The sequence below is a fragment of the Micromonospora sp. BQ11 genome, from assembly GCF_052068135.1.
GTDB lineage: Bacteria > Actinomycetota > Actinomycetes > Mycobacteriales > Micromonosporaceae > Micromonospora.
The window spans coordinates 76,016-101,347 of sequence record NZ_JBQHDB010000001.1; the positions used below are offsets into that span (position 1 = coordinate 76,016).

Annotated in this window: 31 protein-coding genes; 19 read left to right on the forward strand and 12 right to left on the reverse strand. The window is 73.1% G+C overall.

Annotated features, from left to right (window positions below; genetic code table 11):
* The first annotated feature begins 37 nt into the window (after positions 1 to 37).
* On the forward strand, positions 38 to 994 hold the full coding sequence (locus ACTMSW_RS00420) for an HpcH/HpaI aldolase/citrate lyase family protein (RefSeq protein WP_441178353.1): 957 nt from the start codon (positions 38 to 40) through the stop codon (positions 992 to 994).
* Positions 995 to 1,046: 52 nt separating this feature from the next.
* Here the strand turns inward: ACTMSW_RS00420 and ACTMSW_RS00425 are convergent, their stop codons facing one another.
* Positions 1,047 to 1,574, reverse strand: a complete 528-nt coding sequence (locus ACTMSW_RS00425; protein WP_441178354.1) for a DUF4190 domain-containing protein — start codon at positions 1,572 to 1,574, stop codon at positions 1,047 to 1,049.
* Positions 1,575 to 1,694: 120 nt separating this feature from the next.
* Between ACTMSW_RS00425 and ACTMSW_RS00430 the strand changes: the two genes are divergently transcribed.
* Entirely contained in the window at positions 1,695 to 2,510 is an 816-nt protein-coding gene (locus ACTMSW_RS00430; RefSeq protein WP_441178355.1) for an SDR family NAD(P)-dependent oxidoreductase, read from the forward strand.
* A 3-nt stretch (positions 2,511 to 2,513) separates the two neighbouring features.
* On the opposite strand, the gene ACTMSW_RS00435 is transcribed toward ACTMSW_RS00430, so the two are convergent.
* Positions 2,514 to 3,035 (reverse strand): DUF4190 domain-containing protein, encoded by a 522-nt coding sequence (locus tag ACTMSW_RS00435; protein ID WP_441178356.1) that lies wholly within the window; start codon positions 3,033 to 3,035, stop codon positions 2,514 to 2,516.
* 176 nt (positions 3,036 to 3,211) lie between these two features.
* Between ACTMSW_RS00435 and ACTMSW_RS00440 the strand changes: the two genes are divergently transcribed.
* The gene (locus tag ACTMSW_RS00440; protein WP_441178357.1) at positions 3,212 to 4,408 is read left to right on the forward strand and encodes an acyl-CoA dehydrogenase family protein; all 1,197 of its coding nucleotides are present in this window, start codon (positions 3,212 to 3,214) and stop codon (positions 4,406 to 4,408) included.
* A 53-nt stretch (positions 4,409 to 4,461) separates the two neighbouring features.
* On the opposite strand, the gene ACTMSW_RS00445 is transcribed toward ACTMSW_RS00440, so the two are convergent.
* The 5 genes from ACTMSW_RS00445 to trxA form a co-directional block, all read right to left on the reverse strand.
* Entirely contained in the window at positions 4,462 to 5,229 is a 768-nt protein-coding gene (locus ACTMSW_RS00445; protein ID WP_441178358.1) for a hypothetical protein, read from the reverse strand.
* A gap of 2 nt (positions 5,230 to 5,231) precedes the next feature.
* Positions 5,232 to 5,792, reverse strand: a complete 561-nt coding sequence (locus tag ACTMSW_RS00450) for a DinB family protein (RefSeq protein ID WP_441178359.1) — start codon at positions 5,790 to 5,792, stop codon at positions 5,232 to 5,234.
* 41 nt (positions 5,793 to 5,833) lie between these two features.
* Entirely contained in the window at positions 5,834 to 6,241 is a 408-nt protein-coding gene (locus tag ACTMSW_RS00455) for a CoA-binding protein (protein ID WP_441178360.1), read from the reverse strand.
* A 35-nt stretch (positions 6,242 to 6,276) separates the two neighbouring features.
* Positions 6,277 to 7,326, reverse strand: coding sequence for an Rv2578c family radical SAM protein (locus ACTMSW_RS00460; protein ID WP_441178361.1), 1,050 nt, complete (start codon positions 7,324 to 7,326; stop codon positions 6,277 to 6,279).
* A 106-nt stretch (positions 7,327 to 7,432) separates the two neighbouring features.
* Positions 7,433 to 7,795 carry a thioredoxin gene (gene trxA / locus ACTMSW_RS00465; protein WP_357028804.1) on the reverse strand — a complete coding sequence of 121 codons (363 nt, stop codon included), beginning with the start codon at positions 7,793 to 7,795 and terminating at the stop codon, positions 7,433 to 7,435.
* A 547-nt stretch (positions 7,796 to 8,342) separates the two neighbouring features.
* On the opposite strand from trxA, the gene ACTMSW_RS00470 reads away from it, so the two are divergent.
* From ACTMSW_RS00470 to ACTMSW_RS00520, 11 genes are all read left to right on the forward strand, one after another.
* A complete protein-coding gene (locus ACTMSW_RS00470; RefSeq protein WP_155329015.1) occupies positions 8,343 to 8,858 on the forward strand; it encodes a MaoC family dehydratase in 516 nt (171 codons plus the stop codon).
* A 65-nt stretch (positions 8,859 to 8,923) separates the two neighbouring features.
* A complete protein-coding gene (locus tag ACTMSW_RS00475; protein WP_441178362.1) occupies positions 8,924 to 9,436 on the forward strand; it encodes a hypothetical protein in 513 nt (170 codons plus the stop codon).
* Positions 9,437 to 9,544: 108 nt separating this feature from the next.
* The gene (locus tag ACTMSW_RS00480) at positions 9,545 to 10,168 is read left to right on the forward strand and encodes a TrmH family RNA methyltransferase (protein ID WP_441178363.1); all 624 of its coding nucleotides are present in this window, start codon (positions 9,545 to 9,547) and stop codon (positions 10,166 to 10,168) included.
* Positions 10,169 to 10,236: 68 nt separating this feature from the next.
* Positions 10,237 to 10,938 carry a DUF6758 family protein gene (locus ACTMSW_RS00485; protein ID WP_441178364.1) on the forward strand — a complete coding sequence of 234 codons (702 nt, stop codon included), beginning with the start codon at positions 10,237 to 10,239 and terminating at the stop codon, positions 10,936 to 10,938.
* A 116-nt stretch (positions 10,939 to 11,054) separates the two neighbouring features.
* Positions 11,055 to 11,213, forward strand: a complete 159-nt coding sequence (locus ACTMSW_RS00490) for a hypothetical protein (RefSeq protein ID WP_007455302.1) — start codon at positions 11,055 to 11,057, stop codon at positions 11,211 to 11,213.
* A 6-nt stretch (positions 11,214 to 11,219) separates the two neighbouring features.
* Entirely contained in the window at positions 11,220 to 12,086 is an 867-nt protein-coding gene (locus ACTMSW_RS00495; protein WP_441178365.1) for a PH domain-containing protein, read from the forward strand.
* 82 nt (positions 12,087 to 12,168) lie between these two features.
* Positions 12,169 to 12,972: a SigE family RNA polymerase sigma factor gene (locus ACTMSW_RS00500; protein ID WP_441178366.1), complete on the forward strand. Its 804-nt coding sequence runs from the start codon at positions 12,169 to 12,171 to the stop codon at positions 12,970 to 12,972.
* A 56-nt stretch (positions 12,973 to 13,028) separates the two neighbouring features.
* Entirely contained in the window at positions 13,029 to 14,222 is a 1,194-nt protein-coding gene (locus ACTMSW_RS00505; RefSeq protein WP_441178367.1) for a hypothetical protein, read from the forward strand.
* Between the two features lie 35 nt (positions 14,223 to 14,257).
* Positions 14,258 to 15,118 carry a PHP domain-containing protein gene (locus tag ACTMSW_RS00510; protein ID WP_441178368.1) on the forward strand — a complete coding sequence of 287 codons (861 nt, stop codon included), beginning with the start codon at positions 14,258 to 14,260 and terminating at the stop codon, positions 15,116 to 15,118.
* 40 nt (positions 15,119 to 15,158) lie between these two features.
* Complete coding sequence (locus tag ACTMSW_RS00515) at positions 15,159 to 15,773, forward strand: MarC family protein (RefSeq protein ID WP_441178369.1); 615 nt, start codon at positions 15,159 to 15,161, stop codon at positions 15,771 to 15,773.
* Positions 15,774 to 15,818: 45 nt separating this feature from the next.
* Entirely contained in the window at positions 15,819 to 16,778 is a 960-nt protein-coding gene (locus tag ACTMSW_RS00520; RefSeq protein ID WP_441178370.1) for a RecB family exonuclease, read from the forward strand.
* Between the two features lie 6 nt (positions 16,779 to 16,784).
* Here the strand turns inward: ACTMSW_RS00520 and ACTMSW_RS00525 are convergent, their stop codons facing one another.
* A complete protein-coding gene (locus ACTMSW_RS00525) occupies positions 16,785 to 17,648 on the reverse strand; it encodes an oxygenase MpaB family protein (protein ID WP_441178371.1) in 864 nt (287 codons plus the stop codon).
* A 46-nt stretch (positions 17,649 to 17,694) separates the two neighbouring features.
* Positions 17,695 to 18,123: a Fur family transcriptional regulator gene (locus ACTMSW_RS00530; RefSeq protein WP_441178372.1), complete on the reverse strand. Its 429-nt coding sequence runs from the start codon at positions 18,121 to 18,123 to the stop codon at positions 17,695 to 17,697.
* 196 nt (positions 18,124 to 18,319) lie between these two features.
* On the opposite strand from ACTMSW_RS00530, the gene ACTMSW_RS00535 reads away from it, so the two are divergent.
* Positions 18,320 to 18,802, forward strand: coding sequence for a DUF2231 domain-containing protein (locus tag ACTMSW_RS00535; RefSeq protein ID WP_441178373.1), 483 nt, complete (start codon positions 18,320 to 18,322; stop codon positions 18,800 to 18,802).
* A gap of 15 nt (positions 18,803 to 18,817) precedes the next feature.
* Here the strand turns inward: ACTMSW_RS00535 and ACTMSW_RS00540 are convergent, their stop codons facing one another.
* Positions 18,818 to 19,132: a hypothetical protein gene (locus ACTMSW_RS00540; RefSeq protein WP_441178374.1), complete on the reverse strand. Its 315-nt coding sequence runs from the start codon at positions 19,130 to 19,132 to the stop codon at positions 18,818 to 18,820.
* 208 nt (positions 19,133 to 19,340) lie between these two features.
* Between ACTMSW_RS00540 and ACTMSW_RS00545 the strand changes: the two genes are divergently transcribed.
* Positions 19,341 to 19,523, forward strand: a complete 183-nt coding sequence (locus ACTMSW_RS00545; RefSeq protein ID WP_441178375.1) for a hypothetical protein — start codon at positions 19,341 to 19,343, stop codon at positions 19,521 to 19,523.
* Positions 19,524 to 19,586: 63 nt separating this feature from the next.
* Here ACTMSW_RS00545 and ACTMSW_RS00550 read toward each other — a convergent pair whose 3' ends face one another.
* On the reverse strand, positions 19,587 to 19,949 hold the full coding sequence (locus tag ACTMSW_RS00550; RefSeq protein WP_441178376.1) for an FmdB family zinc ribbon protein: 363 nt from the start codon (positions 19,947 to 19,949) through the stop codon (positions 19,587 to 19,589).
* 61 nt (positions 19,950 to 20,010) lie between these two features.
* Positions 20,011 to 20,688, reverse strand: a complete 678-nt coding sequence (locus ACTMSW_RS00555) for a 5-formyltetrahydrofolate cyclo-ligase (protein ID WP_441178377.1) — start codon at positions 20,686 to 20,688, stop codon at positions 20,011 to 20,013.
* An 86-nt stretch (positions 20,689 to 20,774) separates the two neighbouring features.
* Here ACTMSW_RS00555 and ACTMSW_RS00560 point away from each other — a divergent pair, with 86 nt between their 5' ends.
* Genes ACTMSW_RS00560 through ACTMSW_RS00570 form a run of 3 tightly spaced genes read left to right on the forward strand, consistent with a single transcriptional unit; the run spans position 20,775 to position 25,297 of the window.
* Positions 20,775 to 23,021 (forward strand): diguanylate cyclase, encoded by a 2,247-nt coding sequence (locus ACTMSW_RS00560; RefSeq protein WP_441178378.1) that lies wholly within the window; start codon positions 20,775 to 20,777, stop codon positions 23,019 to 23,021.
* Positions 23,022 to 23,030: 9 nt separating this feature from the next.
* Complete coding sequence (locus ACTMSW_RS00565) at positions 23,031 to 23,987, forward strand: UTP--glucose-1-phosphate uridylyltransferase (RefSeq protein ID WP_441178379.1); 957 nt, start codon at positions 23,031 to 23,033, stop codon at positions 23,985 to 23,987.
* Positions 23,984 to 25,297, forward strand: a complete 1,314-nt coding sequence (locus ACTMSW_RS00570) for a molybdopterin molybdotransferase MoeA (RefSeq protein WP_441178380.1) — start codon at positions 23,984 to 23,986, stop codon at positions 25,295 to 25,297. Before ACTMSW_RS00565 ends, ACTMSW_RS00570 begins: the two co-directional genes overlap by 4 nt.
* Positions 25,298 to 25,332 lie beyond the last annotated feature (35 nt).

Here is a 25,332-nt window from a genome sequence, read left to right on the forward strand (position 1 = left end):
GTCGGCATGTCCGCCGGACGCTGGAAGGAGCGCATCCATGGCCGCAGTCGGTCGCCCCCGCCGGTCCTGCCTCGCGGTACCGGGTTCCAGCGTCAAGATGCTCGGCAAGGCCCAGGGCCTCCCCGCCGACCAGGTCTTCCTCGACCTGGAGGACGCGGTCGCGCCACTGGCCAAGCCGGACGCCCGCAAGAACATCGTGGCGACGCTCAACGAGGGCGACTGGGCGGGCAAGACCCGCGTCGTACGGGTCAACGACCTCACCACCCCGTGGACCTATCGGGACGTCATCGAGGTGGTCGAGGGCGCCGGCGCGAACCTCGACTGCATCATGCTGCCGAAGGTGCAGAACGCGGCCCAGGTGCAGTGGCTCGACATGACGCTGACCCAGTTGGAGAAGACCCTCGGCCTGGCGGTCGGCCGGATCGGCATCGAGGCGCAGATCGAGAACGCCGCCGGTCTGGTCAACGTGGACGCGATCGCCGCCGCGTCGCCCCGGGTGGAGACCATCATCTTCGGGCCGGCCGACTTCATGGCCTCGATCAACATGAAGTCTCTGGTGGTGGGCGCGCTGATCCCGGACTACCCGGGCGACCCGTACCACTACATCCTGATGCGCATCCTCATGGCCGCCCGCATGCACGACAAGCAGGCCATCGACGGCCCGTTCCTGCAGATCCGCGACGTGGACGCGTTCCGCGAGGTGGCCAAGCGCTCGGCGGCGCTCGGCTTCGACGGCAAGTGGGTGCTGCACCCGGGCCAGATCGACGCCGCCAACGAGGTGTACTCGCCGGCCCAGGCCGACTACGACCACGCCGAGCTGATCCTCGACGCGTACGAGCACTACACCTCGGAGGCCGGCGGCCGGCTGGGTGCGGTGATGCTCGGCGACGAGATGATCGACGAGGCGTCCCGGAAGATGGCGCTGGTGATCGCTGCCAAGGGCCGCGCGGCCGGGATGACGCGGACGTCCACGTTCACCCCATCGGCCGAGTAGCGCCGCCCGTGACCCGTGCCGCCCCGGCCCGGCCGGGGCGGCACGGTGCGTCTCACCAGCTGGAGCTGCTGCTGCCGCTCTCGGACGTGACCGCGATGACGGCGACCACGACGTAGAAGGCGATGAGCAGGCCGAGGAGGCCGGTGAGGATCCAGCCGACGATGATGGCCGCCTTCGCCATGCCCTCGCCGCCCTCACCGGTCTGCCGGATCTGCTTGCGCGCCACGTGACCGAGGATCGCTCCGATCGGGGCGGTGATGCAGGACCCGATGCCGACCAGGGCCAGCACCAGCGCGGCGATGGCCAGGCCGTTGGTCTTCTGCTGCGGCGGCGGGTAGCCGTACCCGCCGTAGGGTGCCGGCGGGTAGCCGACCGCGTACGGGTCGGTGGGCTGCTGCGCGGCGTACGGGCCGGTGGGCTGCTGCGCCCCGGCGTACGGGTTGCCGGGTGCGTACGGGTCGCCACCGGGCTGGGCGGGGACGGGGCTGCCGGCGGCGAGGGTCGGATCGGCCGGAGGGCCGGACTGCTGACCGGACCACGACGGGTCGGACCAACCACCGGACGGCGGGGGGTATGTCATCGTCTGTTCTCCATCGGCTGGGGATGCGCGCGCCGTCAGGGTAGCCAGCCGCGCACAACCGGGAGATCCCGTACCGGGTGCCGCGTTGCCCGGACCGCGGCGAGGGGGCAGGATCCTGGCATGGCGATTGACGCGCGGGCCGCGGACGGGTCCGGCAGGGCGCTCCCGGAGCCGGTGACCATGCGGCTCGACGGGAAGGTCGCCCTGGTGACCGGCGCGGGCAGTCCGGACGGCATCGGGTACGCGACCGCCCGGCGGCTCGCCGACCTGGGCGCCCGGGTGGCCATCGTCTCCACCACCCGCCGGATCCACGAACGGGCGGGGGAGCTGGGGGTGACCGGCTTCGTCGCCGACCTCACCGACGAGTCCGAGGTGGGTGCGCTCGCCGACGCGGTCACCGAGCAGCTCGGTGACGTGGAGGTGCTGGTCAACAACGCGGGTCTGGCCAGCCGCGCGAGCCCGGAGGTGCTGCGCCCGGTCGCCCAGCTCAGCTACGACGAGTGGCGCGGGGAGATCGACCGGAACCTGACCACCGCCTTCCTGTGCAGCCGGGCCTTCATTGGCGGCATGGCGGAGCGCGGCTGGGGCCGGATCGTGAACCTGGCGGCCACCGCCGGGCCGGTCAACGCGCTGCCCACCGAGGCGGCGTACGCGGCGGCCAAGGCGGGCGTGGTCGGGCTGACCCGGGCGCTGGCCATGGAGATGGTGGCCGACGGGGTGACCGTCAACGCGGTGGCCCCGGGCACGATCTACACGGCCGCGTCCACCATGGCCGAGATCAAGCAGGGTCTCGGCACGCCGGTCGGCCGACCGGGGACCCCGGACGAGGTGGCGTCGGCGATCACGTTCCTCTGCTCGCCCGCCGCGTCGTACATCACCGGGCAGATGCTCGTGGTGGACGGGGGCAACAGCGTCCGCGAGGCCCAGTTCCGCTGACCGTCAGTACCCCGTCCGCCCGTCGTTGCCGGCGAGGGCGGCCAGCGCGATCCAGCCACAGCAGACCAGCAGACCGAGCCCGGTGAAGGCGTAGCTGAGGATCAGTCCCCAGGTGGCGAGCTGACCACCCTCCTCGCCGGTGGTGCGGATCTGCCGCTTGGCGAGGTGACCCAGGACGATGCCGGCGGGGGCGAAGACGAAGGCGGCCACCAGCGTGAGGATCGCGAGCACGTTCGTCCCGCCGCCGGGGCCCCGGCCCGGTCCGCCGGGGGGACCGTACTGGCCGTACGGCGGCTGCGGGGCGTACGGGGGCTGCTGACCCCACTGCTGCCCGTGCGGCTGCTCACCGGGGTGCTCGTACGAGGGCTGGCCGTACGCGGGCTGTCCGTACGAAGGTTGTCCGTACGGGTCCTGGGCGGGCTGCTGTCCGTACGTCGGTGGCTCGGAACCGGGGGCGGGCTGCTCCCAGGGCGACGGCGTCCGGTCCGGGTCCGGGGGGCCCGGCGGCTGCGGTGGCTGGCTCACGCGACTGGTCCTCCTGCCGGTGGGGGCACTCGTCCTCTTGCCGGACGCTACCCCCAGCGGTGAACCTTTTCACAGCGGTTGTGTGGACTGGTCACCTTGGCCTCGCCCGCCGAGAGGTCGATACTGACCGAGCGTTCAGTTACCCACGAGTAATGCGCCGATCCCCGGAGGCTGAGATGGCCCGACTCGCCCAGACACCCGGCCTGACCGATGTGCAGCGGTCGATCCTGGAAACCGTCCGGGAGTTCGCGGACAAGGAGATCATCCCGCACGCCCAGAGGTTGGAACACGCCGACGAGTACCCGGCCGACATCCTCGAGGGGATGAAGGAGATGGGGCTGTTCGGCCTCACCATCGACGAGGAGTACGGAGGGCTGGGCGAGTCCCTGCTGACGTACGCCCTGGTGGTCGAGGAGCTGTCCCGGGGCTGGATGTCGATCTCCGGCATCGTCAACACCCACTTCATCGTGGCGTACCTCGTCTCCCAGCACGGCTCCGCCGAGCAGAAGGCCCGCCTGCTGCCGAAGATGGCCACCGGTGAGGTCCGGGGCGCGTTCTCGATGTCCGAGCCGGAGTGTGGCTCCGACGTCTCGGCGATCACGTCGAAGGCCGTCCGCGACGGCGACAACTACGTCCTCAACGGCCAGAAGATGTGGCTGACCAACGGGGCGTACTCCTCGGTGGTCGCCACCCTGGTCAAGACCGACACCGGGGCCGACTCCGTCTACGGCAACATGAGCACCTTCCTGCTGGAGAAGGAGCCCGGCTTCGGCGAGACCGCCCCCGGCCTCACCATCCCCGGCAAGATCGACAAGATGGGCTACAAGGGCGTCGAGACCACCGAGATGGTCCTCGACGGCGTGACCGTCCCCGCCTCCGCGGTGCTCGGCGGTGCGGACAAGGTCGGCCGCGGCTTCTACCAGATGATGGACGGCATCGAGGTCGGCCGGGTCAACGTCGCCGCCCGCGCCTGCGGCATCTCCCTCCGCGCCTTCGAGCTCGCCGTGGCGTACGCGCAGCAGCGGCGCACCTTCGGCCAGCCCCTCGCCAAGCACCAGGCGATCGCCTTCAAGCTCGCCGAGATGGGTACGAAGATCGAGGCCGCGCACGCCCTCATGGTCAACGCCGCCCGGCTCAAGGACGCCGGCCAGCGCAACGACGTCGAGGCCGGCATGGCCAAGCTGCTCGCCTCCGAGTACTGCGCCGAGGTCGTCCAGGAGGCATTCCGCATCCACGGCGGCTACGGCTACTCCAAGGAGTACGAGATCGAGCGCCTCATGCGGGAGGCCCCGTTCCTGCTCATCGGCGAGGGCACCTCGGAGATCCAGAAGACCATCATCTCCCGCGGTCTGCTCAAGGAATACAAGCTCTGACGGTGCAAGGAAGGGCCCCTTCTTAACGCCTCCGGTAGAGGAGGGGCCCCTTCTTAACGCGGCAGGTGAGCGTCGGCCGGCTCGGGCGAGGTGACCGGGAGGCCGACCGCCAGTGCCTCCGACCGCGTCCGGTAGTGATCGATCGCGGCGAGCAGCCGCTCGTCCGGTACGGCGACCGTCCGGCCGCCAACCACGCGCTCCCGGCCCGTCGGCCGCCACACCCGGGGCCGCAGGTAGACGCCGTCCACGTGCCCGTCGGCGCGGTTCAGGCGGATCTCGTCGATGTTCGACCAGTCGTGCCACCGGCGTTCCTGACGGATCCCGTCGGCGGTCAGCGCCAGCGCGCCGGTGAACCGTGCCACGTCGTAGACGACCCGACCCGCCGACATTCCGGCGGCGGCCGCGACGACGACGTGCACCACCCGGGTCCATTCCCGGTCCGGCAGCACTGCGAGCAGCATCAGCGGCAGGAGCAGGACGATGCCGATCTCGCCCACCACCTGGGCCCAGCCGGCGACAGAGCGACGGGCCACCAGACCCGGTGCGAAGCCGTGCAATCCGGCCACCCGCGCCTGCCACACGAGCCGGCGCCGTCGCCGGGGCCGCCACCTCCCGTTGAGCAGCAGCAGCGCGCCGGTCAGCAGCCAGATCGGCAGGTCGACCTCGTTGGTGTCCAGGGCGTCCAGCGGCATCCGCAGCACCAGGCCGACCACCACGGCGCCCGCCACACCACCGACCAGGAGCGCGACGAGACGGCGCGCCCACAGCCCGCGTGGGTCGACCAGGGGAGGAGGCGCGGCCTCCGACCGCCACGGCGACACGATCAGAGGGTACGTCCCGAGCGCGACCCGTCGACCTGCGCAACGCGGGCCGCGCGCAACAGCCGGAGCTGGCCGATCTCGGCCACGTTCTTCATCAACTCGGCGTTGACCCAGGCGATCAGGTGGGCGACGGTGTGCCCGCTGTCCGCCGGCCAGGGGAAGCCGGCCGGGGCCGCCAGATCGTCGTCGGTGAGACCGTCCAGCGTGGCGATCCACCGGTCCCGCACGTCGCGCAGCCAGGAGATCGCCGGCCCGCCCGGGCCCGGCCAGCGGACGTCCTCGCGCGACGGGGCCGGCCGCCCGTGCACCTGGTGGGCCGCCGTCGACCACCACCACCCGAGGTGCCACGTGAGCCAGGCGATCGTCGGCACCGGGACCGGATCGGGCTCGGTGTCCGCCCAGTCGGCCGTCCACCCGCCGCCGGCAGCCGGCCGCATGGTCCAGCAGTGCTCCGCCGGCTCCCAGAGGAAGTCCGGCGGTTCCAGTCGTTCGAGGTGGTACTCGAACAGCGACCAGGTCAGGTCCAGCTGCCACCGCAGCAGCGTCGGGGAGGGCATGGGCATCGGGGCATCATGCCGGTCGGCAGCCGTCCGGGCGACCGGATTCAGCCGAGCCGGGTGAGGCCGGCGGCGGAGCGTTCGACGATCAGGCAACGGTCCTCGACGTAGTCGATTCCGGCCTCGGTGGCGATCCGCCGCGCTTCGGCGGACACGATGCCGAGCTGCAACCACACGGCCGGCGCGCCGATCGCCACGGCCTGCCGGACGACCTCGACCGCGTCCTGCGCCGGCCGGAACACGTCGACCAGGTCGACCGGGTGCGGAACGTCGGCCAGCGACCGGTAGACCCGCTCACCGAACAGCTCGTCGGCGGTCGGGTTGACCGGGATGATGCGCCACCCGTACCGCTGCATCTGCAACGGCACGCTGTGCGCGGCCTTGCCGGGGTCGCGGGACGCGCCCACGACGGCGATCACGGCGGAGTCGGCGAGGATCTGCTGAGCGGAGCGCACCCGCCGACTCTAACGTCGACGGTCCGGGTGTACCGCTACAGCAGGCTCAACTGCTCGGCGGCGGGTGGCGGGGGTGTCGGAGCGGGCAGGCGGCGGTTGTCGCCGCGCTCGCCCCGGTGCAGGCCGTGGCGGCGGGACGCGATCCGCACCCGCGCGGTCAGCTCCCGCTGGTACGACTGCGGCGCGTACGCCCCCGCCTGGTACAGCTCCCGGTAGCGGGGCACCAGGTGGGGGAACTCCCGGCCGAGCCAGCGCGCGTACCACTCGCGGGCACCGGGGCGCAGGTGCAACGCCATCGGCGTGACGCTGGCCGCCCCGGCGGCGGCGATCGCGGCGACGGTTGCCTCGATCGACTCGTCGTCGTCGCTGAGGCCGGGCAGGATCGGCGCCATCAGCACGCTCACCTCGAACCCGGCGTCGGTCAGGGTGCGGACCGCGTCGAGGCGACGGCGGGGACTCGGCGTGCCCGGTTCCGCCGTACGCCACAGCCGCTCGTCGACGAAACCGACCGAGTACGACAGCCCGACCCGGGTCACCTCGGCGGCCTGCCGCAGCAGCGGAAGGTCCCGCAGGATCAGGGTGCCCTTGGTGAGGATCGAGAACGGGTTCGCGAAGTCGCGGAGTGCGGCGATGATCTGCGGCATGAGCCGGTAGCGCCCCTCGGCCCGTTGGTAGCAGTCGACGTTGGTGCCCATCGCGACGTGGGCCCCCCGCCACCGTGGCGCGGCCAGCTCCCGCCGGACCAGCTCGCCGGCGTTGACCTTGACGACCACCTTCCGGTCGAAGTCCGCGCCCGCATCGAGGTCCAGATAGGTGTGGGTGTTTCTCGCGAAGCAGTAGGTGCATGCGTGGGTGCAGCCCCGGTACGGGTTGATCGTCCATTCAAACGGCACCCGTGAGCCGCCGGGCACCTTGTTGATGATGGACTTGGCCTGCACCTCGTAGAAGGTCATCCCGGCGAAGCCGGGTGTGTCGAAGGTGCGGGCGATGGCGCCGGGCAGCGCCAGCGGCAGGGGTGGAGTCGCTGGCGCCGACCCGTCGGGAGGCCCCTCGTCCGGGGGAGCGGAGAGGTTGTCCCAGCGCATGACCTGTATTCGAACACGCGTACGAGAAGTGTGCAAGCGGGGCGCGCCGTGCGGACATGCGACGACGGCCGGACCCGCTGCGGGCCCGGCCGTCGTGGCGATGGGGTCAGTGCTTGTGCTCGGACAGCTTCTTCCGAACGTCGTCCATGTCGAGGGCCTGAACCTGCTCGATGAGGTTCTCCAGGGCCGACTCGGGGAGGGCGCCCGGCTGGGCGAACACGATCACGCCGTCGCGGATGGCCATGATCGTCGGAATCGAGCGGATGTCGAACTTCGCGCCCAGTTCCTGCTGCGCCTCGGTGTCGACCTTGCCGAACACAATGTCCTGGTGCTTCTCCGAGGATCGCTCGTAGACCGGGGCGAACCGCTTGCACGGACCGCACCACTCGGCCCAGAAGTCGACGAGCACGATGCCCTCGCTGCCGGTCACCTCGTCGAAGTTTGCCGTGGTCAGCTCAACGGTTGCCATGCGAATCTCTCCGATCACGCGGAACAGCTACGTCTGGTGGAACCAGGGCGTACCTCGTGGAATTCCCGACCACCCCGGCGCGAAACGTCCGGTCGAGCCTGGCACCTTGACCACCTTCCATCGACCCCCGTCGGTGGCTGTGCAACCGCGAAGCGCAAGTGCACGCCGCATTTGCGTGACCAGACGTGATGGGAGCGTTTCCATGGAGATCGCGGCCCGTGAGCACTACGAATCGGTAATGTGCGCCCTGACAAGCGGGTATCTGGGCTGCGGAGATCGCCGTCGGCGCGACCAACGGTTACCCAGAGTAGTGTTACAAAAAGATAAATGTGATCCTGGTCTCTGTCCACCGGGTGCCCGCTCGTGCAGAATCTTTCTCATCAGAGCGTGGGCGGCGGGTGCCGGGGAGGGCCCCGCCGCTCATTGCGTCTCCCCCCAGGTGTGGCCGGTGTGACATTTCCCCACGGCGCGCGCCCCAGGGCTCTCCTTAACCAGCGGTAAGGCATGCTGTGCCGAACTCCATCGCCGCCCGTCGAAGGGGACAAGGATGCAGTTCGGCCGCTACTACGAGGAGTTCGAGGTCGGCGCGGTCTACCGGCACTGGCCGGGCAAGACGGTCACCGAGTACGACGACCACCTCTTCTGCCTGCTCACGATGAACCACCACCCGCTGCACATGGACGCGCACTACGCCGAGACGTCGAGCCAGTTCAAGCGCAACGTGGTGGTCGGCAACTACATCTACTCGCTCCTCCTCGGCATGTCGGTGCCGGACGTCAGCGGCAAGGCGATCGCGAATCTGGAGATCGAGTCGTTGCGGCACGTCGCCCCGACGTTCCACGGGGACACCATCTACGGCGAGACGACGGTGCTGGACAAGCGGGAGTCGTCCTCCAAGCCGGACCGGGGCGTGGTCGCCGTCGAGACCCGCGGCTACAACCAGGACGGCACGCTGGTCTGCGTCTTCCGCCGCAAGGTCATGGTCCCCAAGAAGGAGTACGCGGCCGCGGCCGTGCCCGAGGGCGTCGACCCCGAGCGGCCCAGCTTTCCCGAGCCGCGCTGAACCCGGCGTACGACGGTGGGCCCCTTTCCGGCGGGAAGGGGCCCATTTCCGTAGATGCCGGGCATATGCTGGCGCCGGAGGTCCCCATGAGCCACTCCGTCGCCGGAGAGCCGTCCTCTGCCGGGCGCCGCGCCGCACCGGCGACCACCGCCGTCTACTCCGCCGCCGAGTGGGACCTGCTGACCGGTCTGCCCGGCCGGGTCCTCGTGGCCGCCGTGTCGCCCGCTCCGGGGCGCCCCGAGTGTCCGGTGGCCGCCGGTCTGGCCGGCCTGGACGCCGTCGCGGCGGGGCGATCCTTCGACAGCGACCTGGTCCGTGCCGTGGTCGCCGCCATCTACGCCGGGGACGAGGGAGCGACACCGGCCGGCCGGCCCATCGACCTGGTGGACCTCCTGGCCGCCTGCCGGACCGCAGTGCGGGTCCTGCACCGGCGCGCCGACCCGGCCGACTCCGCGGCGTACCGACAGTGGGTGCAGTCGGTGGCGGCCCGCGTCTGCCGCGCCCTTCCGGACGGCGCGACGGTCCCCGCCGACCGCCGTCTCCTGGAGCGGCTCGGCACCGCCCTCGCCCTTCGCTGAGGAGTAAGGAAGGGCCCCTCGTTAACGCCTGGAGTAGAGGAAGGGTCCCCTCTTAACCCCAGGCCCGGCCCGGGGAACGCCGCAGGTGGGCCGTACCCTCTGGAGACCGTGACCGGTGACCAGCTCGACGTCGGCGTGGGCCCCTGGCCGGGTGACCCGCCGGACGACCCCCGATTCGACCCGGAGCTGCTCGCGGAGGGCGACCGGCGCAACGTCGTCGACCGGTACCGCTACTGGCGGCATGAGGCGGTGGTGGCCGACCTGGACCGGCGGCGCCACGAGTTCCACGTGGCCATCGAGAACTGGCAGCACGACTTCAACATCGGCACGGTCGTCCGCAACGCCAACGCCTTCCTCGCCGCCGAGGTGCACATCGTCGGTCGGCGCCGCTGGAACCGGCGGGGCGCGATGGTGACCGACCGCTACCAGCACGTCCGTCACCACGCGACGATCGAGGAGTTCGTCGCCTGGGCGGCCGGCGCGGACCTGCCGGTGGTCGGCATCGACAATCTCCCCGGCAGCCGGCCGCTGGAGACCACCACCCTGCCCCGCCGCTGCGTCCTGCTCTTCGGGCAGGAGGGGCCGGGTCTGTCCGAAGCGGCCCGTGCGGCGTGCGACCAGCTCGTCTCGATCGCCCAGTACGGCTCCACCCGGTCGATCAACGCCGGCGTGGCGAGCGGCATCGCCATGCACGCCTGGATCCGCGCGTACGCCGGGCCGCCGCCGGCCTGACCCTGGCCCCGGTCGGCGTCGAAACCGCCGCTCCGCTTGACGCCACGGCGGAGGAGGACGACGGTGGGATGGTGAGTGTCGCGGTGAGTTGTCCGAGATGTGGGGGTCAGATCCGTCCGCCGGACCTGATGCACTCCGAGTCGCGCTGCGTCGACTGCGGACCGGTGCCCCCGCTGCACGTGCCCGAGCACATCGGAGCGGAGATCGTGGCCAGTGTGGTCGACCGGATCACCGCCGCCGCCGACCCGCCAGGCCGACCGGTGGTCCCGCTCTGGTGCCCCTGGCCGTTACCGCCTGGTTGGACCGTCACCGGCGTGGCGTACGCCGGTGACGACCGCACCGGCGTACGCGCCACGGCGGTCGCCTGCGCCGGGCCGGAGCCGCTCGGCGGTGGTCCCGCCGACGTGGTCTTCGTGGCCGAGGAGCCGGGGGTCGGGCTCGGCACCCGCTTCGCGGGAATCGTCGGCCCGGATCCGGGACCGGAACTCGCCGAGGCCCTGACCGACCCCGGGCCGGGTCACCCGGAGCACGTCGGCCAGGCGAGGATCAGGGTGGCCGGTCACCCGACTCCACTGTGGCTCGTGAATTCTCCGACGGATCGAAGCGCGTACGCGGGCGAGGCTCGGGGAATGTGGCTGCATGCGATAGCCTGGCCGGCGAGTGCGGGACATCTGCTCGCCGAGGACGTGGTGCTCCACGACCTCACCGAGTGGACGCCACCCGAGCTCGTGTACGGCGCACCAAGTCCGTATCTGCACGGGAAGGCTTGACAGTCGAGCCGGAATGTCAGACAACGGACGCAGATATTCACTGTACGACATCACACTGATACTCTGGGTGCCGCTGCGGTAATGGGACCCGGCACCGCGCGAGAGGATGGCCCGCCATGGTCAAGAAGGTCCTCACCTGGGCCGGAATCGCATTCTTGATCTTCTTCGTCGCCTACCGGCCAAACTCTGCGGCGGATGTGTTCAAGTCGCTGGGCGGCGGCATCATGGACATCGCTCAGGGGTTCGGCGACTTCTTCACCAGCCTCGTCGCCTAGCCGCCGATGGGAAGCCCCTCCGGTCCACCGTTCGACCCGGACGACCCCGACCGGGAGCGCCGGGAACGCGACACCGAGCCGATCCCCCGGGTCGGCCCCGACGACGGGCCTGGCCCCCGTCCCGGTCCGGGTGCCCCCGACGACTCCCTGTTCTCCGACGACGTCGGCTACGGCGGCTACCCGGGTGAGGATCGCTCGGGTCGCGCCTGGGTCCGTGATCCGCAGGCCGGCTACCAGCCGCCGCAGATCTCCGAGGACGAGCTGGCGGGCCTGCGGGCCGACGCGGCCGGCGGGACGCCCCGCCGGGTGCTGCCTCTGGAGGACGAGCCCAGCTCGCTGGTCGCGCGTTACCTCTTTCCCACCGAGCGCTACCGGGGCGAGTGGAAGCGGCACTGGATCCACCTCGCCGTTCCGCTGACCGTCGGGATCGCCGCCACCTTCGTGCTCGGCTACCTCTCCGGTTTCCTCGCCGGTCAGGACGTCGGGGCGCTCACCACGATCGCGGTGCTGCTCTGGTTCGCCGTGATGGGTTGGGTGGCCTGGAAGGTCGCCGACTGGTGGTACGACCGCTTCATCCTGACCAACAAGCGGGTGATGGTCGTCAACGGCATCGTGACCCGGAAGGTGGCCATGATGCCGCTGGCCCGGGTCACCGACATGAAGTACGAGCAGAGCCCGAGCGGTCGTGCCCTCAACTACGGCACGTTCGTGCTGGAGTCGGCCGGCCAGGACCAGGCGCTCCGGGAGATCAAGAACCTGCCCAACCCGAATGAGCTCTACCTGCGCGTCGTCGAGGAGATGTACGAGCCGCAGGCGGTCGAGGCGCGGCTGGGCAAGGAAGCGGACGAGGCCAAGGCCGACGACGGTGCGTGAAACTTTCTGACCGAACATCGGATCACCAGCGCACCATCTTCCGTGACAGCCTGCCAGCAAGGGCAGGTCGTGGAGGTGCACGGTGGAGAGCAGGGACCCGCGGGAGGAGGAGTTCCGCGAGTTCGTAGCGGCTCGCTCCGGCGCGCTCCTGCGGACCGCGTACCTGCTGGCCGGGGACTGGGCGACCGCCGAGGACCTGTTGCAGACCGCCCTGACCAAGACGTACCTGGCGTGGAAGCGGCTCGGTGGCATCGAGGCGGTCGAGCCGTACGCCCGACGGGTCATGATCAATACGTCGACCAGTTGGTGGCGCCGACGCTGGCACGGTGAGCGGCCCACCGAGGTCCTGCCCGAGCGGGCCGCCGCCGACGAGATCGAGCGGCAGCTCGACCGGGACCTGCTCTGGCGGCACCTGAGCGCGCTGCCCGCCCGGCAGCGCGCGGTGCTCGTGCTGCGCTTCTACGAGGACATGTCGGAGGCGCAGACCGCCGCCCTGCTGGACATCTCGCCCGGCACGGTGAAGAGCCAGACCTCCCGCGCCCTGACCACGCTGCGCCGCCGGATGGGCGTCGACGCCACCACGGTCGACCTGCCGGTCGAGCCGGCGGTGCCCGCCCCGCGCGCTGCCCGCCCCGACGGTCGGGCGGCCGCCTCCACCGGTCGCGGCCGATCCCGTCCGGTCGGCTCCGGCCCGGAGACAGCCACCGTCGCTGCCGTGCCGGTCGCCGACACCCGAGCCGGTGCGCCGGAGGTGACCGGTGGAACGTCGGTCCGACAGGCGCCGACGGCACCGGTCGTCACCGATGCCGGATCACTCCGGCAGACCTCGGGCGACCGTCCCGCCGAGGCAGCCGCGTTGCCGGCCGGCACCGGGGAGCGACGGTGACCGGTTCCCCGAGCCGTCCTGACAACCGCACGGACGCCCCGGGGCGTTCAAGGAGCATGAGCCGGGACGAGCTGGAGCAGGCGCTGCGGGAGACCCTCGCGCGCCAGGTCGCCGTCCCGCCCCGGCTGACCGCCGACCCGGCCGGTGTGGCCATCCGACGAGCCGCCCGGTCCCAGCGACGGCGCACCCTGGCGGGCGTGGCCCTGGCCGCGGTGACCACGGTGGCGGTCAGCACCGGAATGGCCCAGCTCGGCAGGGAGCCGAGGATGCCGAACGGGACGGTCGTCGTGCTCGGCGACCCGTACGCCTCGAGCCTTCCGCCCGCGCCGCAGCAGGTGGCTCCCCCCGGGCCGGCGGTCGACCTGCCGGTCGGTGTCGACCTCGTCGTGGGCGACGTGCTGGCCACCGCCGACGGGCGGCGGCTGACGCTGGCCGGTCTGCGGCCCGTCGACCGTGTCCAGCGCACCCGTGACAGCGTCGGCTGGCTGGTCGTCGGCGGTCCGACGGCCGCCGGCCGGTCCCTCTGGTCCGTCCGGCCCAGTGGCCCGCCGCAGGTGCTGCTCTCCGGAGCCGACGAGATCGTGCTCAGCGGGGACGGCCGCCACGTGGCCTGGCGGGAGGGGACGCAACTCGGCAAGGGCGCGATCCTCAACAACAAGGTCATTGCCGTCGTCCGCCGGGCGGCGCCGGACGCCGCGTTCCCGGTCGGGTTCGCCGGCGACCGGGTGCTGATCCGCCTCCACCCCGAGCGGCCCGGCCACGCGCTGTGGCATCCCCCGACCGGGCAGGTCTCCGTCGGGCGCGACCGGACCACCACCCACATCCACGGCACCGGCCCCACCGGGGTGGTCGTCGCCCAGATCTCCGCCGGCACGCCACGCCGCCCCTGCCTCGCCCTGCTCGACCCCGCCCGGGACCTGGCCCCCACGCGTACGACGTGCGGCCCGGCCCTGACCGGCGACGGCCGCGGCGGGGTCTCACCGGACGGGCGCTGGCTGCTGGTGAACGGCCGGGACACGGCGCTGCTGGTGGACCTCGCCGCCACCACCCCGACCGCCCGCCCGGCCGGGCCCCCGGTCGCCGGCGAGGTGGCATGGACGTCGGACACGGCGCTCCACGCGACCGCCGACGGACTGCTCGTCCAGGTCGAGGCCGCCGCGGTGGTGGCCGGCCGGGAGGTGTCGTCCAACCCGGTCGCCGGCCTCGCGCCCGGCGCCCGCGTACTGCCGGTGACGGACGCCGGGTCCTGACGAGGGCGCCTCGGCCGGCCCGGTAGCGTCGGGCGATGAGTTCGCGGATCGACCTGCACGCCCACTCGACCGCCAGCGACGGCACGCTCACCCCCGCCGAGCTGGTCCGGGCGGCGGCCGAGGCCGGGCTGGACGTGCTGGCGCTGACCGACCACGACACGACCGCGGGCTGGGCGTCCGCCGTGCGGGCACTGCCACCGGGCCTGCGCCTGGTACGCGGTGCGGAGATCTCCTGCCGCTGGTTCGGCGCGGAACCGGCGGTGCCCCTGCACCTGCTCGCGTACCTCTTCGATCCGGACGCCCCGGAGCTGGTGGCCGAGCTGGCCCGGGTGCGGGCCGCGCGGGAGGAACGGGGCGAGCGGATCGTGGCGCTGCTACGGGCCGACGGCATCGACGTGAGCTGGCCGGAGATCCTCGCCGGCGCCGCCGGCGGAACGGTGGGGCGGCCGCACATCGCGCAGGCGCTCATCCGGGCCGGCCTGGTGGCGACCACGACCGAGGCGTTCGGGCCGGACTGGCTGGGTGAGCGGTACCGGCTGCCGAAGGAGGACATCGACGTCTTCCACGCGGTGCGGCTGGTGCGGGCGGCCGGCGGAGTGCCGGTGTTCGCCCACCCGCGTGCCACCCGGCGGGGACGCATCGTGCCGGACGCGCTGATCGCCGAGCTGGCGGCGGCCGGGCTGGCCGGCCTGGAGGCCGACCACGAGGACCACTCGCCGGCCGAGCGGGCGCACGTCCGCGCCCTGGCCGGGGAGCTGGGCCTGATCGTGACCGGATCGTCGGACTTCCACGGCACGCACAAGACGGTCCGGCTGGGAGCGCACACCACGACCGAGGAGGCGTACGAGCGGATCGTGGCCGAGTCCTCCGGGGTGACCGGCGTCGCTTACGGCTGATCCGCGTTTCGGCTCTCGGCGGCAGGACTAGGTTGATCGGGTGGATCTCAAGCTCTTCGGCGAGGTTTTCGTGACCCTGCTGGTGATCGTCGACCCGCCGGGCATGATGCCCATCTTCCTCGCGCTGACCGGCCCGCTGCCGGCCCGCGACCGTAACCGGGCGGCGTGGCAGGCGGTCGCGCTGGCGCTCGGGGTGATCGTGATCTTCGCGGTGGCCGGGCAGACCCTGCTCGACTACCTGCACGTGGACCTGCCCGCCCTGCAGGCGGCCGGCGGACTGCTGCTGGTGCTCGTCGCGCTGGAACTGCTCACCGGCAAGGCCGACGACCCCAGCCAGCAGGTCACGTCGAACATCGCGCTGGTGCCGCTCGGCACGCCGCTGCTGGCCGGTCCCGGCGCCATCGTGGCCACCATGCTCTTCGTCCAGCAGGCCGACGGCACGGCCGACTTCACCGCCATCGCCGCCGCGATCGTCGCGGTGATGGTCGCGGTCTGGGTGGTGCTGCGCTTCTCCGGCGGGATCGTCAAGATCCTGCGGCCGGGCGGCATCGAGGTGCTGACCCGGATCGCGGGCCTGCTGCTGGCGGCCATCGCGGTGCAGCTGATCGCCGACGCGATCGCCGCGTTCGTGACGCAGTACGTCAACATGACCTGAGCGCCGCCGCCGACGCTGTCGGGGGTGGGTGGCAGGATCGCAGGCGTGCGACGAGCCTCCTCCTCCGGCCGACCCACCCCCGCGGGTGGGCGGGCGCCGCGACCCCGGGACGCGCAGCCCGAGCAGCTCGGCTTCGAGGGCATGCCGGAGCGGCTGTTCGTCTGCACGCCCAGCAAGCTAGGGGCCTACGAGGAGTGCCCCCGGCGGTACCGCTACTCCTACGTGGACCGCCCGGCCCCGCCGAAGGGACCGCCGTGGGCCCACAACTCGCTCGGCGCCAGCATGCACACCGCCCTGAAGAACTGGTACGCGCTGCCCGTGGACCGGCGCCGGCCGGAGGCGCTCGCCACGCTCCTCAAGGGCACCTGGGTCCGTGAGGGCTACCGCGACGACGAGCAGGAGCGCGCCGCGTACCGTCGGGCCCTGGGCTGGCTGGAGGCGTACGTCGAGACGCTGGAGCCCGGTGTCGACCCACTGGGCGTCGAGCGGGTGGTGGCGGTGAAGACCGGGGTGCTGGCGTTCAACGGCCGCACCGACCGGATCGACTCCCGCCCCGGGCCGGACGGGCCCGAGCTGGTCATCGTCGACTACAAGACCGGGCGCTCCGGGTTGGACGCCGACGACGCGCGGGGCTCCCAGGCGTTGGCGCTCTACGCGTACGCGGCGGAGCGGACGTTCCGCCGCCCGTGCCGTCGGGTCGAGTTGCACCACCTGCCCAGCGGCACGGTCGCCGCGCACGACCACACCCCGGAGTCGTTGGCCCGCCAGCTCAACCGGGCCGAGGAGACCGCCCGGGACATCATGGCCGCCGAGAAGGCGGTCGCCGGGGGCGCCGACGCCGACGAGACCTTTCCGACCGCACCCGGGCCGCGCTGCGGCTGGTGCGACTACCGGCGCACCTGTCCGGTCGGTGCCCAGACGCCGGGCAAGGACCCCTGGGCCGCCGTCGACCGCCCGACCGAGGTCCGGGAGACCCCGACCGAGCTCCGGGAGACGTCGGCCTGAACCGGGTCAGCCGGTGACCGGGGCGGCGGTCAGTCGGGCGGCGCGTTCCTTCGCCGCGATCTGCACCGGGCCCTCCCGCCAGCGGCGCGGCAGGGTGGCGAGCGCGAGCCGGAGCGTGCGTACGGTGAGGTCGGCGGAGAGCGCGGTGGTCGGCAGGCCGAGGCCGCCGTACATCCGGCGGGCCCAGCCCGGTTGCAGCGCGAACGCGGTGCCGGCGATGCCGAGGTACGCCCAGCGGGGCGGGCCCAGGTTGAGCCCGACGCGGGCGGGGAGGCTCAGCTTCCAGGGCAGCGGGGGAGCGGTGAGGAAGAGCGCCGTCTCCGCCGCCTCGCGGGTCATCCGCAGCGCGGGGCGGGTCCGTCGGTAGTAGTCCGCCACCTCGGCGGCGGTGCCCGGCACGGTCTCCGGGTCCAGGCCGACCAGGGCGGCGGCCCGCCGCTGCTCGGTGTAGTAGCCGTCGACCTCGTCGTCGGTCAGCGGCAACCCGGCCCGGCGGGCGGTGTCGAGGAACGACTCGATCTCGGTGACGTGCACCCAGCGCAGCAGGTCGGGGTCGTCGACGCGGAACGCCTCCCCGGTGAACGGGTCGGTGGCCCGTAGCCGGGCGTGCAGCCGGCGCAGCCGGGCCCCGGCCGCCTCCGCCTCGGCGGTGGTGCCGTAGATGGTGGTCGCCACGTAGGTCGCCGTGCGGACCAGACGCCCCCAGGCGTCGGTGCGGTAGTTGCTGTTCTGGGCCACCCCGGCCATCGCGCGGGGGTGCAGGGCCTGGAGGTAGAGCGAGCGCAGGCCGGCGACGATCAGGATCGGCTCCTCGTGCACCTTCCACGTGACCGATCCCGGACCGAAGAGGCCGAGGTCATCGGAGTCCACCGACCAAGAGTGCCACGGCGCGGCGGCGCGGGCCGGGTCGAACGGGTCAGTCGTCGGCGGCGCGACGGGTCTGGCAGGTGGGGCAGAGACCCCAGAAGGTCACTTCCGCCTCGTCCACCTCGAAGCCGTGCGCGGTGTGCGGGTCGAGGCAGGGGGCGCTGCCGACCGTGCAGTCGATGTCGGCGATCTCGCCACAGCCCCGGCACACCACGTGGTGGTGGTTGTCGCCGGCTCGCGCCTCGTACCGGGCGGGGCTGCCGGCCGGCTCGATCCGCCGGGAGAGCCCGGCCCGGGACAGCGCGCCGAGCACGTCGTACACCGCCTGGGTGGAGACGGAGTCGAGGCGCTCGCGGACCCGCCGGGTGATCTCGTCCACCTCGAGGTGGCCGCCGCCGGCCAGCACGTCGAGCACGGCGAGGCGCGGTCGGGTGACCCGTAGGCCGCGCGACCGGAGCAGGTCCTCCCCGGTTGACATGCGCCAATGACAGCACGTCGACCGGGGAGCGACAACCGTCGTGCTCGTACAGGTGGCCCCGGCCACAGCCGATACGGGCACGCGACGGGGTGAACCGGACCCCAGTGTGGCGCGTGTAGCCGGGTGAGAGCCCTGGGCGGGCCGGCCGGCGCACCGTACGCTGGCAGCCCGCGACCGCGTACCGCCGGAGGTGTCGATGTTCGAGGAGATCATGGGTCTACCGGCGCACGTGCTGGTGGTGCACGCGGTCGTCGTGTTCGTGCCGCTGCTGGCGCTGCTGTCCATCGCGTACGTGGCGTTGCCCCGGTTCCGGTCCCGCCTGGACTGGGCGGTGCTCGGTGCGGCGGTGGTGGCGCTGCCGACCTGCTGGTTCGCGGTGCAGTCCGGCGAGCGCCTGACCGACGTCTTCGTGGCCCGGGGCCTGCAGGGGCCGATCGTGGACCAGATCTTCGAGCATTCCCGCTACGGCGACCTGCTGTTCCGCTACACCCTGCCGCTCGGCATCGCGGCGGTGGCGCTGCTCGTGGTGACCAGCGGGCACCCCCGGCTGCCGAAACTGCCGTTCTGGCTGACCCCGGCCCTGTCGGTGGTGGTGGTCGCGCTGGGCGCCGCCAGCCTCGTGTACGTCTACCTCACCGGGCACTCGGGCGCCGAGGCGGTCTGGGGCAACACCCTCTGACGGATCGCCCGGGCCTCAGAACACGAGCCGGGAGCAGAGCAGGCAGACGAGGATCACCAGCACCACGGCCACGCCCACCCCGATTCCCTGGGTGAGGCGCTGTGCACGCTGCTCGGCCAGGTCCAGCTCGGCCATGTCCTGGTCCGGCAGTCGCCGGGGCGGTGGGGGTTGCACGTGCACCGGCGGCCGCCAGTCGGCCGGGGGCGGCGTGGTGGGCGGTGGGCCGGCGTAGCCTGCTTCGCCCTTCTCGTCGAACGGGCCGGCGGGCCTGTCCTGGGCCGGGTCGGGCCGCCGCCAGTAGTCGTCCGGGTCGGTGCCGGGGGTCGTCACGCCGTCCGACGCTACCAACGCCGCCGCGCCGGGGCAGCCGGTCGGGGCCTCGGGCCGGGCCGGCGGTGAGATGTGAGTGCGTCATTTCGACCTGGACCCGCCGTGGGGCCGGCCGGGCGAGCGGGCGGGCGGTGGTCACCGCGAGTGCCGGCGGTGACACGCGCCGACGCCCGTGTCGTTCACCCTCGCTGCGCTAGTCTTTCCGGTCGTGAGCACCGAGGATCCGGGCGTGCCGGGCGTACAGGACGACGAGCGGACGGTCGACCTGTCCGACGACGACTTCGTGGTGCTGCCCGAGCAGACCTCCGACGACACCGACCGGGGCTGGGGCGAGCGCGGCGGCGGAAACGACGACTGGCTGCTCGCCGAACGCCCTCCGCACTGGGACTGACGCCGACCGCACCACGGACGCCGGCCCCGGGTCACACCCGGGGCCGGCGTCCGTGGTGCGAGGTCAGGAGGCGGTGGCCGCCGAGGCCTTGGACGAACCGCCGCTGGTCGAGCCGGACGACGCCGACGACCCGGAGGAGCCGTTCGAGGTCGACGGAGACGAGGTCGAGCCGCTCGACGACGAGCCGGAGTCACCGCCGGTGGGCTTCGCCGGCTTGCCGGAACCGCCGGTGCTGGTCTCGGAACCGGACGACCGGGAGTCGGTGCGGTAGAAGCCGGAGCCCTTGAACACGACGCCGACGGAGTTGAAGACCTTCCGCAGCCGTCCCTCGCAGGCCGGGCACTCGGTCAGCGGCTCGTCCGAGAAGGACTGCACCGCCTCGAGCTGCTGGCCGCACGCGGTGCAGGCGTACTGGTACGTGGGCACGTTCTCCTCCGGATCTGGCACGGCCTGTTGGCACTCGACGACTTCGAGTGCCAATGGTGCGTCATCGCCCCCGGATTCGTCCAGCGGACGTGTGGGGCGCGACACCCTCACCGTCGGCGAATGCGGGGTCCAGGGTACGCAGGCCCTCGGCGGGCGTGACCGCCGCGCGCACCGGTCGGTCGTGCGGCTCGGCCGGTAACGCGTCGACCAGCTCACCGTCGTGCAGCGGCACCACGGTCAGCACGGTGGCCGGCACCCGGACGAGTGCCCGGTCGTACGAGCCGCCGCCCCGGCCCAGCCGCAGCCCCCGTCGGTCCACCGCCAGGCCGGGCACCACCACCAGCTGCGCACCGGTGACCGCGTCCACCCCGAGCCGGGGGCCGGCCGGCTCGCGCATGCCCCGGCCGGCGGCGACCAGCGCGTCCGGGCCGCTCCAGGCGGCCCAGTCCAGGTCGAGGTCGTCCCGGAGGACCGGCAGCAGCAGCTCCCCGCCCGGCGGCAGCGCCGCGTGCAGTACCGCCGGCAGGTCCGCCCCGCCGGGCTCCGAGCCCACCGGGACGTACGCGGTCATGCGGTGGGGGCGCAGTCGGCGTACGACCGAGACCAGCTCGGCCTGGACGCGCGCGGCGGCTTCCGCCCGGCGCGGCGCGTCCAGCGCCCGACGGCGGGCGAGAAGCGCGGCCCGCGTGTCCCGCTTCGCCTCATGGGTCACTTCCGCTCCATCAGAAAAATCCGGCACGCAACACTCCTGACGCAACGCCGATCCTGTCGTAGCACTGTGTCAGCATCGCAAGCATCGGCCGGCGGAACTTCCGGGGGGACCGAGTGACGCTACGCGGGCGGCTCACCGCAGCCTTCCTCGCGGTGGTGCTCGGCCCGGTGCTGCTCGGAGCGTTCTTCGTGGGCTCGACCGTGGTCGCGGCCGACCGCAGCCGCGCCGCCGAGCGGCTGGCGGTGGCCGCGGCGGCCGTGCGGACCTCGGTGGACGCCCTCTGCCAGCAGCTGCGCGCCGCTGCCGACGCGGTCGCCCTGGCCGGTGACCGGGCCGTCGCCGCGACCCAGGTCGTCAGCCGCGGCCTGGCCTCCGCCGTGCTGGTCACCGACGTCACGGGCCGGGTCACCCACGCGACTCCCGCCGCCCCACCCGCGCCGTGGCGCGACTGCTCCGCCGCCACCACGCCCGCCGGCCCGGTCGGTGCCCTGTCCGTCCGCGTGGACCTGCGTGACCGCGCCGGCGCCGCGCTGGGGACGGTCACCGCCGCGCAGCCCGTCGATACGGCCTTCGTGGCGCGACTCGCGGCCGTGACCGGCGTGGCGATCACCCTTCTCGACGGCGCCGGGGCGCCCGTCCGGCTCCGGCACAGCACCGAGTCGACCGGCGTACGCGACGCGGTGCTGGCCGCCGCCGGCACGCTCGACGGCGAGCGGGTCACCGGGACCGCCGACGGCCGGTACGTGCGGCGGGTCGGCCCGTCGGTGGGGCAACCCCTGCCACTGGTGCTGTCGGTGCCCAGTGACCGGCCGCCCGGCCTCTACGTCGCGCTGACCACCGCCGTCCTGCTGGCCGCCCTGTTGGCGGTGGCGGCGGCCGGGCGGCTGGCCGGGGTGACCACCCGACCGCTGATGGAGCTGGCCGGGGCGGTCGACCGGGTGGCCCGGGGAGACTTGACCGCCCGCGTGCCGGTGCGCAGCCGTGACGAGATCGGCCGCCTCGCCGGGGCCTTCAACCGGATGACCCGGGAGACCGGCACGTACGTGGCGGCGTTGACCAGCAGCCGCGACCAGCTGCGCGGGCATCTGGCGGTGCTGGGCGACACGCTGGCCAGCACCCACGACCGGCAGCGGATCCTGCGGGTCATCCTGCACAGCGCGATAGCGGCGACCGGCGCGCGGGCCGGCGCCGTGCTGCTCGTCGACCCCGGGGGCGCGCTCGTCGCGCAGTGCACCGAGGGCCTCGACGGGCCGGGCCCGGCGGACGAGCGCCCGGGCCCGCACCGGGTGCCGCTCGGCAACGGCGCGGTCGGCGCGGTCGCGGTGACCGGGGAGCCGCGGCGTGGCCGTGTGGAGCCCGGTGAGGTGGCCCCGGGGGAGCCGCCCTGCCGGACGTACGTCGCGGTGCCGTTCGCCGCCCCGGCGTCCGCCGACGGTCCGGAGCCGTCGGCCCGGTGGGACGGCACCGAGGGGACGGCGGTCGGGGCGCTGGGGGTGCTGGCGCTGTACGACCGGCTCGGCGGAGACGAGTTCGACGACGACGACCTGATCACCCTGCGCACCTTCGCCGGACACGCGGCGGTGGCGGTGGACAACGTCCGGGTGCACGAGGAGGCGCAGCGGTTGTCGCTGACCGATCCGCTGACCGGTCTGTGGAACTACCGCTACCTGCGCGAGTCGATCCGCCGGGAGGTGGAGCGGGCCAGCCGGTTCGGGCGGATGCTCAGCGTCCTCGCCCTCGACCTGGACCGCTTCAAGGCCGTCAACGACACCCACGGGCACACGGCCGGCGACACCGTCCTGGCCGAGTTCGCCCGGCGGGTCCGCGGCGAGATCCGCGAGGTCGACCTGGCGTTCCGGCAGGGCGGCGAGGAGTTCGTGCTGCTGCTGCCGGAGACCGACGCCCGGGGCGCGGCCATCGTCGCCGAGCGGCTCGGTGCGGCGATCCGGGACACCCCGATCACCGTGGACGCGCACGGCGCGTCGCTGCCGGTGCGGGTCACCGTCTCCATCGGCATCGCCGTCTATCCGGACCACGCCGGCACCGGGCAGGAGGTGCTGGACGCGGCCGACGACGCGCTCTACGCCGCCAAGGACGGGGGCCGGGACACCTGGCGGGTCGCGACCGCGCCGCAGGCCGCCCCTCCGGCGCAGGAGATCCCGGTCCCGGCCGGCGCGGTCAGTCCCTCCGACGGGCTGCCCCGGGCCGGTGCGCACCGTCGGCCGAGCCCGCCCCGGCCGGCCCCGGCCGACCAGGCGGACGCCGACGCCACGCCGGTGGTCCCCGGGTCGCCGTTTCCGGCCCCCGGCGGCGGCGCGTCTTCCGGTCCTCACCCGCCACGGCAGAGCCGTGGCCGATAGTCTCGCGACATGTCGGAGCACTCAGCTAAGCCCTCAACGACGACCGCCGCTTCCGGTCGTCCCCGCGCGGTCAAGGCCGTCATTCCCGCCGCCGGCCTGGCCACCCGGTTCCTGCCAGCCACGAAGGCGGTGCCCAAGGAGCTGCTTCCGGTGGTCGACCGGCCGGTCCTGCAGTACATCGTCGAGGAGGCCACGCAGGCGGGCATCGGCGACGTCCTGCTGATCACCGGGCGCGGCAAGACGTCGATGGTGGACCACTTCGACCGGCGCCCCGACCTGGAGGAGCGGCTCGCGAAGAAGCCCGAGATCCTCGCCGAGGTCAAGCGGACCGAGGAACTGGCCGCCATCTACACCTGCCGGCAGCCCGAGCAGCTCGGCCTGGGACACGCCGTCGGGTACGCCGAGTCGCACGTCGGTGACGCGCCCTTCGCGGTGCTGCTGGGCGACGAGTTCGTACGGCCATCCGAGCCGCTGCTGCCGGCCATGCTGGAGCTCCAGGCCCGCACCGGCGGCGTGGTGCTCGCCTTCTTCGAGGTCGACCCGGCCGAGACCAGCCGGTACGGCATCGCCTCGGTGGAGCCGGCGGACGGCGAGCTGACCGACATCGGCGAGGTCGTCAGGGTGACCGGCATGGTGGAGAAGCCCCAGCCGGAGGACGCGCCGAGCAACCTCGCGGTCCTCGGGCGGTACGTGCTGCCCGCCGCCATCTTCGACGCGATCCGTCGCACCGAGCCGGGCAGCGGCGGCGAGATCCAGTTGACCGACGCGATGGAGCTGCTGCGCAACGAGGGCGTTCCGGTGCACGCGATCGTCTACCGGGGCACCCGCTACGACACCGGCATGCCGTTGGGCTACCTCCAGACCGTCGTGCAGATCGCCGTCGAGCGCGACGACCTGGGCGCCGAGTTCCGCAAGTGGCTGACCGAGTTCGTCACCAGCGACGCGTCGGGCGTGACCGGTACATGACCGCGACGGCCGACGCCGAGGCGGCCGCGAACGAGTTGACGCCGCTCGCCGACTACCTGGGCAGTGTGCTGCGCAGGTTACGCGCGCTGCCGCCACTCGACCTCGACCTCACCCAGGCGCACGGGAACGTCCTCGCCGAGGACGTCGTGGCGCCGCACTCCTTCCCGGCCTTCGACCAGGCCGCCGTCGACGGGTACGCGGCCCGCTGGGAGGACATCTCCCCCGGCGGCCGGGGCGTGGGATACGTCCCGGCCCAGCCGGGCGGGCCGGGCGGGCGGGCCGTCCGGCTCAACGTCGTCGGTGACCTCGGCGCGGCGAGCTGGCGGCCGGTCCGGCTCACCCCCGGCGCCTGCTTCTCGGTGGCGGCCGGCGCGCCGCTGCCGATCACCGCCGACGTGGTGGTGCCCGTGGAGTGGACCGACCAGGGCATGGCCGCCGTGGAGATCCACCGTGTTCCCAAGCGCGGGTACGGCGTCCGCCGCGCCGGCGCCGAACTGCCCGCCGGCACGCTGCTCGCCCGCGCCGGCACGTACGTCTCCCCGGCCCTGGTCGCCGTCTTCGCCGCCACCGGCATCGGGCACGTGGTGGTGCGGCCCAGCCCCCGGGTGGTCATCGTGGCCACCGGGGACGAACTCGTCGACGTCGGCCGGGCCAGCCAGCCCGGCCAGGTGGTGGACGCCAACTCGCACGCGCTGACCGCCGCGGCGGCCGAGGTGGGCGCCCACGCGTACCGGGTGGGCATCTGCGACGACGACCCGGAAGGGCTGCGCGGGCTGCTGGAGGACCAGACCCTGCGCGCCGACCTGATCATCACCACCGGCGGCACCGGCACCGGGCCGGGTGACATGGTCCGCCGGATCCTGTCCCGGCGCGAGGGCGGCCGGGCCGGCCCGGTGACCTTCACCGAGGTGGCGCTCTACCCCGGCACCGCGCTCGGCTTCGGCACGGTCGGCGCGGAGGAGGTGCCGGTGGTGTGCCTGCCCGGCGACCCGGGCGCCGCCCTGATCGGCTTCGAGGTGCTGGCCCGCCCGGCGATCAACCTGCTCGCCGGCGCGGAGCCGGTGTTCCGGCCCAGTGTTCGCGCGCACCTGCTGGAGACCGTCTCGTCTCCCGGCGGGCTCCGCGAGTTCCGCCCGGCGCACGTGGCCGAGCGGCGCGGCGGTGGCTACACCGTCCAGCCGCTCAGCGGCGGGCCGTTCACGCTCTCCGGGTTGGCCGAGGCGAACGGCCTGCTGGTGCTCGGTGAGCGGGTCACCACCGCCGCCGCCGGGTCCACCGTGGACGTCCTGCTCCTGGACCGGCGCCGGTGAACTTCCTGCGGGGCCAGCCGCCCGGATGGCCGGCG